General features: G+C 38.6%; 11 protein-coding genes and 1 pseudogene. 6 read left to right on the top strand and 6 right to left on the bottom strand.

The genetic code is table 11. The annotated features are described in order from the left end of the window. Positions 1-543, bottom strand: a 543-nt coding sequence (gene ruvC / locus JR005_RS12450; protein WP_034697892.1) for a crossover junction endodeoxyribonuclease RuvC, incomplete at its 3' end; no start/stop codon positions are given. A 124-nt stretch (positions 544-667) separates the two neighbouring features. Here ruvC and JR005_RS12445 point away from each other — a divergent pair. Further along, positions 668-1,234, top strand: coding sequence for an FxsA family protein (locus JR005_RS12445; RefSeq protein WP_119686810.1), 567 nt, complete (start codon positions 668-670; stop codon positions 1,232-1,234). 77 nt (positions 1,235-1,311) lie between these two features. Here the strand turns inward: JR005_RS12445 and JR005_RS12440 are convergent, their stop codons facing one another. Together JR005_RS12440 and JR005_RS12435 are read right to left on the bottom strand one after the other, a co-directional pair. Next, positions 1,312-2,703, bottom strand: coding sequence for an LLM class flavin-dependent oxidoreductase (locus JR005_RS12440; RefSeq protein ID WP_218665190.1), 1,392 nt, complete (start codon positions 2,701-2,703; stop codon positions 1,312-1,314). 131 nt (positions 2,704-2,834) lie between these two features. Next, positions 2,835-3,029 (bottom strand): hypothetical protein, encoded by a 195-nt coding sequence (locus tag JR005_RS12435; RefSeq protein WP_218665189.1) that lies wholly within the window; start codon positions 3,027-3,029, stop codon positions 2,835-2,837. A gap of 246 nt (positions 3,030-3,275) precedes the next feature. Here JR005_RS12435 and JR005_RS12430 point away from each other — a divergent pair, with 246 nt between their 5' ends. After that, positions 3,276-3,524, top strand: coding sequence for a hypothetical protein (locus tag JR005_RS12430; protein WP_218665188.1), 249 nt, complete (start codon positions 3,276-3,278; stop codon positions 3,522-3,524). Between the two features lie 110 nt (positions 3,525-3,634). Here the strand turns inward: JR005_RS12430 and metK are convergent, their stop codons facing one another. Then, positions 3,635-4,801 carry a methionine adenosyltransferase gene (gene metK / locus JR005_RS12425; RefSeq protein WP_126624356.1) on the bottom strand — a complete coding sequence of 389 codons (1,167 nt, stop codon included), beginning with the start codon at positions 4,799-4,801 and terminating at the stop codon, positions 3,635-3,637. 795 nt (positions 4,802-5,596) lie between these two features. On the opposite strand from metK, the gene tkt reads away from it, so the two are divergent. Beyond that, positions 5,597-7,585, top strand: coding sequence for a transketolase (gene tkt / locus JR005_RS12420; RefSeq protein ID WP_218665187.1), 1,989 nt, complete (start codon positions 5,597-5,599; stop codon positions 7,583-7,585). A gap of 123 nt (positions 7,586-7,708) precedes the next feature. After that, a complete protein-coding gene (locus tag JR005_RS12415) occupies positions 7,709-7,993 on the top strand; it encodes a hypothetical protein (protein WP_126624358.1) in 285 nt (94 codons plus the stop codon). A gap of 154 nt (positions 7,994-8,147) precedes the next feature. Here JR005_RS12415 and JR005_RS12410 read toward each other — a convergent pair whose 3' ends face one another. Continuing rightward, positions 8,148-8,558 carry an OsmC family protein gene (locus tag JR005_RS12410; RefSeq protein WP_171455440.1) on the bottom strand — a complete coding sequence of 137 codons (411 nt, stop codon included), beginning with the start codon at positions 8,556-8,558 and terminating at the stop codon, positions 8,148-8,150. A 302-nt stretch (positions 8,559-8,860) separates the two neighbouring features. Between JR005_RS12410 and JR005_RS12405 the strand changes: the two genes are divergently transcribed. After that, the gene (locus tag JR005_RS12405; protein ID WP_004989182.1) at positions 8,861-9,442 is read left to right on the top strand and encodes a YceI family protein; all 582 of its coding nucleotides are present in this window, start codon (positions 8,861-8,863) and stop codon (positions 9,440-9,442) included. A 121-nt stretch (positions 9,443-9,563) separates the two neighbouring features. Next, the gene (locus tag JR005_RS12400; protein WP_049174618.1) at positions 9,564-9,971 is read left to right on the top strand and encodes a GFA family protein; all 408 of its coding nucleotides are present in this window, start codon (positions 9,564-9,566) and stop codon (positions 9,969-9,971) included. 23 nt (positions 9,972-9,994) lie between these two features. Here JR005_RS12400 and JR005_RS14975 read toward each other — a convergent pair. After that, positions 9,995-10,331 (bottom strand): annotated as a pseudogene (locus tag JR005_RS14975) (glutamine amidotransferase); the annotation flags it as partial.

The following is a 10,331-nucleotide window of genomic DNA, read 5'->3' as shown; positions in this document are numbered from 1 at the left end:
GCGCCGTCTACTGTTATAGCGGCTACGGCCTCGCGCCATTCCCCCCAGTGCGTTTAAAACCGCCATTTTGCTCATACTGCCTGAAACATGGGCATGGCAAATTGCAGCTGCCAATGCATCGGCAGCATCGGCTTGGGGTTTAATCGTTAAACTTAAAATCCGCATGACCATCATTTGAACTTGTTCTTTATCTGCTGCGCCATAGCCGACCACAGATTGTTTAATTTGCCGTGCAGTATATTCAGCAACTTGTAAATCCAGATTCACCAATGCCGCAATTGCCGCGCCACGTGCTTGACCGAGTTTCAATGCGGAGTCAGGATTTTGCGCCATAAATACCTGTTCAACCGCGGCTTCGGTTGGGCCATGAAATTTTACGATTCGTTCGACCCCTGCAAAAATCCGTTTTAAACGCTCAGGCATGTCCTGACTTTCCGTACGTATGGTTCCAGCGTCAATAAAACGTAACTGACCGCCATCTTTTTCAATGATGCCATAACCTGTAAGGCGCGAACCCGGATCAATTCCTATAATTAATGGCATAACAGACTTTAAAAATAAAAGATTGCCCATATTGTTACATAACAGCATTAAAAAATCTTGATTCAGTTGAGATCAGTGTTTAATACTGCTGCAAACATTTATTTTTGAGATAGATACGTTTTACATGAATTTATTATTGATAGTTGTTTTTGGCGCGATTCTCGAAATTGCTGTATGGATTGGTATTGCCCAATTTGTGAGCGGTTGGTATGTTTTTTTCTGGTTTGTTATCGCGTTCTTTATCGGGCTAAACATGTTGCGTTCCAGTACGTCTGGGATTATGCCACAGTTGCAGCAAATGCAAATGACAGGACAACTTGGAACAGATCCCGCAGTGAGCAAAAAATTTGCCATGGCAATGGCTGGTTTTCTGCTGATGTTACCGGGAATTATCTCTGATATTTTAGCTGTTTTGATTTTGATTCCTGCTGTACAGAAAGCTTTCCAAAATGCCTTAATGAAAACCATGGCAAAACGTCAACAAGCCATGATGGATAAAATGATGGGCGGCATGATGGGAAGTGCTGGTGGTCAAGCGGGACAAAATCCTTTCGCTGATATGATGCGTCAAATGCAGGATATGCAAAATCAGCAGTCAGGCGGTCAGTATCGTGATTCAAGCGTAATCGATGGTGAGGCGCGTGAAGTGACACCAGAAGTGAAGAAAATCGAACACAAAGACAAAGATTAAAATAATTTTGATGTGAAACGGTTATATGCAAAAGCCGAATCATGTGATTCGGCTTTTTTGTGATTTAAATGCCGATCCTAAACTGCTGCCCTGAAAGGTGATAGAGTGTTTTTGCGATAAGCTGCTCCACGATGCCAGTTTGGTAAATGAGCATTATTTTGAAATAACTTTTCTCTTAATGTGCCTTCAATGTACTGCTTTGGATAAACTCCGCGTTTTTGCAATTCTGGTACGATAAAATCAACCACGTCCTGAAAACTTTGATGCGCTAAAATATAGGCGAGATTAAAACCATCAACATCGGTATCTTCAACCCATTGCTGTAATTCATCAGCTACAGTTTGTGCTGATCCAACTAAAACTGGTCCATTACCACCGACGCCAATCCAATTGGCAATTTCTTCTAGGGTCCAGATACGGTTTGGATCTGCATTAACATAAGAATCAAGCAGTGATTGAATCGCATCTGTCTGGATATATTCAACTTTATCTTTAGATTGATACTGAGAAAAATCAACACCCGACCAGCCAGACAACAAAGTTAAAGCACCATCGTAGCTTGCATAGGACTGATATTCTCTAAATTTATGTTGGGCTTTCTGATCAGTTTCATCGGTGACAATCGAAAGTAGCGCATAAATTTTTGCTGAATATGGATCACGACCATTTTCAATCAATTTGTGGCGAATACTTTGAACAATACTTTTAGTTGCTACTTTGGATGGCGCAGCTATGAAAATACATTCTGCATTTTGACTGGCAAATGTCTGTCTGCGTCCAGAAGCTCCTGCTTGATATAAAACCGGTGTACGCTGAGGCGATGGTTCACAAATATGAATACCAGGATCCTCAAAATATTTGCCTTTGTGCTGAATTGGATGCACTTTTTTAAAATCTGCAAAGACTCCCGTTTTTTTATCTGCAACAACGGCATCATTTTCCCAAGAGCTTTCCCAAAGTTTGTATAAGACTTCCAGATATTCATCTGCAATATCATATCGTTCATCATGACTGACTTGATTGGATAGACCTAAATTTTTAGAGCCACTTGCCAGATATGAAGTCACGATATTCCAGCCGACACGCCCTTTGCTTAAGTGATCCAGCGTACTCATGCGTCGTGCAAAAGGATAGGGATGTTCAAATGAAATAGAGGTTGTCACTCCAAATCCCAAATGTTTTGTCACAGCAGCCATCGCAGGTACGACTTGGAGGGGATCATTGACAGGAACTTGCACTGCACCTGTCAAAGCATGTTCTGAACTTTGCTGATAAACATCATAAATGCCGAGTACATCCGCCAGAAAGACACCATCAAAAATGCCTTTTTCTAGGATTTTTGCCAAATCTATCCAATATTCAAGATCTTTATATTCACGAGAACGATCTTGTGGGTGACGCCATAAACCGGGCGATTGATGGGCGATACAATTCATTTCAAAAGCATTAAATCGTATTTGTTTTGACATGACTTAACTCTATTTTTTCATGATTCATGATGAGCTTAAGTCAAAATGTGCAGACGCTTTATATCGATTCATTCAAAGCTTTTATGATTATTTTTTTAATAAAAAATATGATGTATTAAGATATAAAAGATCTATTCATCTGTGTCTGGATTTTTCTGAGCTTCGGATGGCGTGTCAATTGTGGATTCAACATGGCTTGACTCGGCTTTTACACTAGGCTGATATTTATTTGAAGCCAGAGTGGTTTTTTCGTTTTCGGATTCTTTATATTTCCGACTACGATTAGCCCGTTCACGAAAACCACCTTTATTAATCAATTGGGTCATAATGATCAACTTCTGAGGAGTTATTAATAAATTTTAACAATTTTTTTGTGGATAATTCTATTTATTATGTAATCTTATAAGTGGTATTTTGTTTATATTATTGATAATTAATAACTTTATTGTTTTTTGGTTTCGTTGAAATCCCGTTCCGTTTCACATAGTATAAAAATATAAGGTCTAAAATGATTTAGCTGTCGCTGAACAGAATAGAAAAACAAGTTTAGAGGTCTTCGGGAGGGTTTAATTATGCTATACCAATATAACTGTGCATGTTGTAACAAGGTCGTTGCATCTACAGATAAAGAATGTCCTTATTGTGGTTCACAACACATTCGCAGCCCATACGGGTGGTGGATTTTTTGTATTGTGGGGTGTTTCGCTGTTGTGATGGTATTTAAATCAGTGCAATTTTATATTCAGACACATGAAACTGATACGCCAGAACAAAAGTCGATACTAGATATTTTAAACTCTAATGATAAAAAAACCAATTAACAGTCCAGTATTTAGGGGGCTATACTAATTTTTTTAGATTAACTATTTCGATCGGTTCTCATAAAAACAAGCCCGCAAATGCGGGCTTATTTAAAATATAGAGCGTGGCTTTATAGACCAGCAGCATCCTTAAGAACGTCAACTTTATCTGTCTTTTCCCAAGTAAATGCATGATCCGTGCCTTCACGGCCAAAGTGACCATAAGCAGCAGTTTGCTTATACATCGGTTGTAACAAATTCAACATACGTGTAATACCAAATGGACGCAGATCAAAATGTTCACGTACTAAAGCAATAATCAGCTCATCATCGACTTTTGCAGTATTAAAGGTATTGATTGAAATTGAAGTAGGTTCCGCAACACCAATGGCGTAACTCACCTGAATTTCACACTTATCTGCTAAGCCTGCTGCAACGATATTCTTTGCCACGTAACGACCTGCATAAGCAGCTGAGCGGTCAACTTTAGATGGGTCTTTACCAGAGAAAGCACCGCCACCATGACGTGCCATACCGCCGTAAGTATCCACAATAATTTTACGGCCTGTAAGTCCACAATCCCCAACTGGACCGCCAATCACAAACATACCTGTAGGATTAATATGGAATTTGGTACCTGCATGGAACATGTTTGCTGGAATCACAGGTTTGACAATTTCTTCAATCACGGCTTCTTTAAGCTGAGTTTGAGAAATTTCAGGATCATGTTGAGTCGAAAGAACTACTGCATCAAGACGTACAGGACGACCATTTTCATAAGCAAAAGTCACCTGACTTTTTGCATCTGGACGTAACCACGGCAACACACCTGAACGACGTAATTCAGCCTGACGTTCCATTAAACGATGCGCATAGGAAATAGGCGCTGGCATTAAGACATCAGTTTCACGGCTGGCATAGCCAAACATCAAACCCTGATCACCTGCACCTTGATCTTCAGGCTTTTGACGGTCTACACCTTGCGCAATTTCAGGAGACTGTTTACCAATCATGTTGATCACAGCACAGGTTGAACCGTCAAAGCCAAGATCAGAATGATGGTAGCCAATGCCATTTACGGTTTGACGTACAATGGCTTCGAAATCTACATTGGCTGTTGTAGTGATTTCACCAGCAAGAACCACAGCGCCTGTTTTTACTAATGTTTCACAAGCAACCCGTGCGTATGGGTCTTCTCTTAAGATCGCATCCAGAATCGCATCACTAATTTGGTCAGCCATTTTATCTGGATGGCCTTCGCTTACAGATTCCGAAGTAAAAACAGCATACTCGCGCATGAAAGTCCTATCACAGTAATTTTTAAAGACATAATATGTTACATCGACTTGCCCTTTAGGACTAGCTTAACCTGACTAAATTGCGTGAATTTATTTCATTTTTGCCTTGTTTTATCTGATATGTGTATGAGTAAAACTTATATAGGCTATATAAAATGATCAGTTGTGATTGATTCTGGACAGTGCTTTAAAATTTAGTTTCTGATTTTTAAGATAGTTTTTGTTTTGATTCAAAAAAATTATCAGTTTACTCATTGCTTCTAGGCTCGAAGATAAAGAGTTTACTATTTTTTAACGAATAGACTTCTTTCGTATGTCTCTTTTATTTCTCGCTATGAGAGGAAAATAAAGAGAGCTTAAACAATGATGAAAGAAGTCTAATTACTCATCTGAGCTTTTAGTTGAATGTGATTCATTCTTTTTTTAAATAGTTGATTAAAATTCTTTTTTTWAAARGTGTATAATTTTCTTGAAAGTTAATACATAAAATGAGCGATTTTCAATCATTTTGACAAGGTTTTTAATAAACTTAATTCATTGATTTTATTTTATTTATACTGGAATTTAGTGGATTTAAAAATAATCTATTTCGAATGCGTCTAAAAAATACAAAAATGAAAACCTGTGTATCGCTACAAAATTCGCCATTATTCAATCAAAACGACCATTTAAAAGTACGGAAAATCACGACATAGGCTTTACCCGTGCCTGTTTTTTTAAGACAATATAGCCTGTTTTTGAATCTCGATTCATGCACATCTTTTATATTCTATCGATTTATTTGGACGCTGACCTATGACGACCCCTTTAAACGAACGTCGTATTGCAAACGCAATTCGTGTATTGGCTATGGATGCTGTACAACAGGCAAACTCAGGCCATCCTGGTGCGCCAATGGGTATGGCAGACATTGCAGACGTCGTTTGGCGCGAGTTTTTAAACCATAATCCAGCCAATCCTCAATGGGCGAACCGCGACCGTTTTGTATTGTCAAATGGTCATGGTTCAATGTTGCAATATGCATTGCTACATTTAACGGGCTATGATGTTTCAATTGAAGATATCAAGCAATTTCGTCAATTACACTCTAAAACGCCAGGCCATCCAGAATTAGGCTACGCACCAGGTATTGAAACTACAACAGGTCCTTTAGGTCAGGGGATTGCCAATGCTGTAGGTTTTGCCTTAGCTGAAAAAACGCTTGCTGCACAATTTAACAAATCTGATTTAACTGTAGTTGATCATTTTACTTATTGTTTCCTTGGTGATGGTTGCTTAATGGAAGGTGTTTCCCATGAAGCATGTTCACTGGCAGGAACTTTGGGGCTAGGTAAGTTGATTGCTTACTATGATGACAATGGTATTTCGATTGATGGTGAAGTAGAAGGCTGGTTCAGTGATGATACAGAACAACGCTTCAAATCTTATGGCTGGCAAGTGTTACGTGTTGATGGTCATGATGCAGATGCGATTCGCCAAGCAACGATTGAAGCGCAAGCTGAAACGTCTAAACCAACCATTATTATCTGCAAAACAATTATTGGTTTAGGTTCTCCAAATAAACAAGGTAAAGAAGATAGTCATGGTGCGCCACTCGGTGCAGACGAAATCAAGCTTACTCGTGAAGTGTTAGGTTGGGAAGATGAAGCTTTCGTCATTCCAACTGATATTTATGAGCACTGGGATGCCAAAGCCAAAGGCCAACAAGTTGAATCAGCTTGGGATAAAGTTTTTGCAGCGTATCAAGAAAAATATCCAACTGAAGCAGCTGAACTTTTGCGCCGTATTTCTGGCGATTTACCTGCTGATTTTGCGGCTCAAGCAGATGCCTTTATTGCACAAACCAATGCCAAAGCTGAAACCATTGCAACTCGTAAAGCCAGCCAAAATACTTTACAGGCATTTGGACCGCTATTACCTGAATTATTGGGCGGTTCTGCTGACCTTGCAGGTTCAAACCTGACGTTGTGGAAAGGTTGTGTGGGTGTTCAGGACAATCCAGCAGGGAACTATATACATTATGGTGTACGTGAATTTGGTATGACTGCGATTGCCAATGGTGTTGCCTTGCATGGTGGATTCATCCCTTATGTTGCAACGTTCTTGATGTTTATGGAATATGCACGTAATGCAGTGCGTATGTCTGCACTGATGAAGCAGCGTGTGATCCATGTTTATACCCATGATTCGATTGGTTTGGGTGAAGATGGGCCAACTCATCAACCTGTAGAGCAAATTGCTTCATTGCGTTCTACTCCAAATCTAAATACATGGCGTCCTGCGGATACCGTTGAAACGGCAATTGCATGGAAATCTGCTTTAGAGCGTAAAGATGGTCCATCTGCATTGATCTTTTCCCGTCAAAATCTGGCATTCCAAACCCGTAGTGATGAACAAATCCAAAATGCTGCAAAAGGTGGCTATGTATTGGCTCAGGAAAAAGGTGAACTTAAAGCCATTATTATTGCAACAGGTTCGGAAGTTGAGCTGGCAATGAATGCTTATGCTCAACTTGAGGGTGTACGTGTAGTTTCAATGCCATGTGCAGAAGAATTTATGAAGCAAGATGCGGCTTACCGTGAAGCTGTACTTCCTTCTAACATCCGTGCTCGTGTGGCTGTAGAAGCAGCACATGTGGATTATTGGTGGAAATTTGTCGGTTTAGATGGCAAAGTGATTGGCATGACCACTTATGGTGAATCTGCGCCAGCTAAAGATCTATTTAAATTCTTTGGTATTACAACCGAAGCTGTAGTCGAAGCTGTGCAGTCTTTAACGGTCTAAAATAAACTTTAGCGAAACTTAAAGTTTGTAATCCCAGTCAATCAAAAGCTTGGCTGGGGTTTTTTTTGATTCAATGTTTCTATGATATATTTTTGAATAGTGTGGTTTTAATTGGAGATCGGCATGAAATTCTCATTTGTGGATTTAAATGGACACACGGTTACAGGTGACTGCGAGTTTATAGATCATCCTGCGCAATCTATCTCTCATGCCTTAGCCGCAGATATTAAAAACTCGACTGCACTTGATGGCGTGTTAGGAGAATTTAGTTTTTATCAAAAAAGTCATGCGGAAAATGAGAGCGAAGTATCCAGATTTGCTGTTGATAACGAAAATAATGTCTTTCATAGTGATAAACTGCCTGATTTCGTTCAAATCGGAAGCCATTGGAAAAGTGATAACTCGTGATCAAGAAAAGCATGATTAAGAAAAGCTAGGTTAAGAGAATTATTGAACTTTTTTGTCTTTTAACCTGAGCTTTCTTAGCAACCGTTGAGCTTGATCTCAGTATTGCTGAGCACCGATAAAACTTGTCTATTCAGATAAGTGCATCAATGCAAAATCAAAAAGTCATTTCAGTCTGAATTGAAATATTTGAAGTCAACAATTTATGTACAGGACAACTTTCTGCAACTTTTAATAAACGTTTGTGCTGATCTTCTGTGAAGTTTCCTGTCAGTTTAATGTTACGTTCAATTTGATTAGAGTCAGAAGAAACGCTTTCTCCTTGAGGATTTAAAATCAAATCGACCTGTACATGTTCAAGTTGTATTTGTTTATGGTCTGCATACATTTGCAAAGTCACGGTCGTGCATGCACCTAAGGCAGAAAGAAGCAGCAAAATAGGATTAGGTGCAGAATTTTGTCCACCTTTTTCTTCAGGTTCATCGACGTACCAGACATGTCCAGAGGGATCGGTCAGCGTTACTCGATAAGGTGTTTTGGTGCTTTGAGCTTGCGCAGTGTATGACATGTAATAACCTAAGTTGATCAATAAAGTAGTATCTTTAGCATAAATCATATCGAGCTTGTTGTTATTTTGTATGTTGGCAGGCAGACTTAAAAGCATTTGTTTAATTTTATCTAAATAATATAGTATTTAATTCAGTAATATTTAAAAATATAAGCTTTATTTCAGATTGATATGATGATTTGTTAAGATAAATTAACTAAATCAAGATTGTTGCATGCTTGCAACAATTCGTCTTATAAATAACAGTGTATTAAAATCAGCAATGTATAAACTAATAACAATCCACTCAGTAGGAAATAATCATGCGTTTAAAAACATTATCACTTGGCTTGGCGGTTGCAGTTGCGAGTACATTAACTTTAGCTGCGCCAGTAGATTATAAAATTGATCCAACTCACACTGCGACTGTATTTTCATGGAACCACTTCGGTTTTTCTACGCCAAGTGCGAACTTTAGCGACATTCAAGGTGTGATTAAAGTTGACAATGCAAAACCTGCAAACTCTTCTGTAGAAGTGACGATTCCCGTCAGTAGCGTTAATACAAACGTAACTGCGTTGGATAAAGAGTTTCAGGAAGAAGGCTGGTTCAATGCCGCTAAATATCCAAACATCACTTTTAAAAGTACTAAAGTAGAAACCAAAGACAAAAAACATTTCAAAATTACAGGTAACTTAACTGTTAAAGGGATTACTAAACCTGTCGTATTGGATGCTGTGTTGAATAAACAAGGCGAACATCCAATGGCAAAAGTCCCTGCAATTGGTTTCAATGCAACCACTTCATTTAATCGTTCTGAATTTGGTATCGGAAACTATGTACCAAATGTTGGTGATAAAATTACTGTAAACATTACGACTGAAGCAGAAGCTGCCAAGAAATAAAAGTTTACAGTTTGAGCAAGCCCATCATGAATAAAAACACATGATGGGTTTTTTATTGTGTAGCATAATAATCAATTCTAAAAAAATGAAAACCAATTAAACATCAATAAAAGGAAATAACATGTTCGGTCAATGTTTGTGTGGATCGGTGCAATTTGAGACAAATATTCATCCAGAGCAAATCACAGTTTGTCATTGTTCTATGTGTCGAAAATGGGGAGGTGGACCATCTTTGACTCTGGAAGTGACAGATCATTTGAAAGTGACGGGCGAAAAATCAATTGGAAAATATGCATCGTCAGAATGGGCTGCGCGTTATTTCTGTAAAGAATGTGGCACCAATTTATATTACAAACTCAATGAGCGAGAATACTATAGCTTAAATGCACAATTGTTTGAGCTACCTGAACAGGCAAAAATTCATCTGGAAATTTATGCAGATCATAAACCTGCGTATTATCCATTTTTATCTTCAGCCAAGCAGATGACTGAACAAGATGTGATTGAGTTATTTTCTTCGGAAAATTAAAAGAAGGTCAAAAAGATCTTCTTTTAACTTAATAGTTGATTTTGTTTTAAAAATTGTTTAATCACATGGTATGCCGCATGTTCAAGCTGTTGAGCATGCAGTGAATTTTCCTCACGTAACTGAGGAATTGAAAACTTACCCTGACGCAATTCACATGTATGACCAATCAGCCAACGTTCAAACATATCTTCAGCCACTTCGATATGAAACTGTAAAGCCAGTACATGCTGATCGATTGAAAATGCCTGATTGGGATAAAGTGCTGAACTAGCAAGTAAAGTGGCATTTTCAGGCAAGTCAAAGGTATCGCCGTGCCAGTGTAAAACCGAAACATTTTCAAGGGGTTCTAAAATATTATGC

Source organism: Acinetobacter sp. Colony158 (genome assembly GCF_019264745.1).
Classification (GTDB): Bacteria; Pseudomonadota; Gammaproteobacteria; order Pseudomonadales; family Moraxellaceae; genus Acinetobacter; species Acinetobacter ursingii.
This window is presented reverse-complemented; position numbering and strand designations above follow the sequence as displayed.

What these genes read in the sequence shown, in the direction of transcription:
- JR005_RS12440 (WP_218665190.1), bottom strand. Translation starts at nt 2,703, where the DNA reads ATGTCAAAACAAATACGATTTAATGCTTTTGAAATGAATTGTATCGCC.
- JR005_RS12445 (WP_119686810.1), top strand. Translation starts at nt 668, where the DNA reads ATGAATTTATTATTGATAGTTGTTTTTGGCGCGATTCTCGAAATTGCT.
- JR005_RS12430 (WP_218665188.1), top strand. Translation starts at nt 3,276, where the DNA reads ATGCTATACCAATATAACTGTGCATGTTGTAACAAGGTCGTTGCATCT.
- JR005_RS12400 (WP_049174618.1), top strand. Translation starts at nt 9,564, where the DNA reads ATGTTCGGTCAATGTTTGTGTGGATCGGTGCAATTTGAGACAAATATT.
- metK (WP_126624356.1), bottom strand. Translation starts at nt 4,801, where the DNA reads ATGCGCGAGTATGCTGTTTTTACTTCGGAATCTGTAAGCGAAGGCCAT.
- JR005_RS12410 (WP_171455440.1), bottom strand. Translation starts at nt 8,558, where the DNA reads ATGTCATACACTGCGCAAGCTCAAAGCACCAAAACACCTTATCGAGTA.
- JR005_RS12415 (WP_126624358.1), top strand. Translation starts at nt 7,709, where the DNA reads ATGAAATTCTCATTTGTGGATTTAAATGGACACACGGTTACAGGTGAC.
- JR005_RS12435 (WP_218665189.1), bottom strand. Translation starts at nt 3,029, where the DNA reads ATGACCCAATTGATTAATAAAGGTGGTTTTCGTGAACGGGCTAATCGT.
- JR005_RS12405 (WP_004989182.1), top strand. Translation starts at nt 8,861, where the DNA reads ATGCGTTTAAAAACATTATCACTTGGCTTGGCGGTTGCAGTTGCGAGT.
- tkt (WP_218665187.1), top strand. Translation starts at nt 5,597, where the DNA reads ATGACGACCCCTTTAAACGAACGTCGTATTGCAAACGCAATTCGTGTA.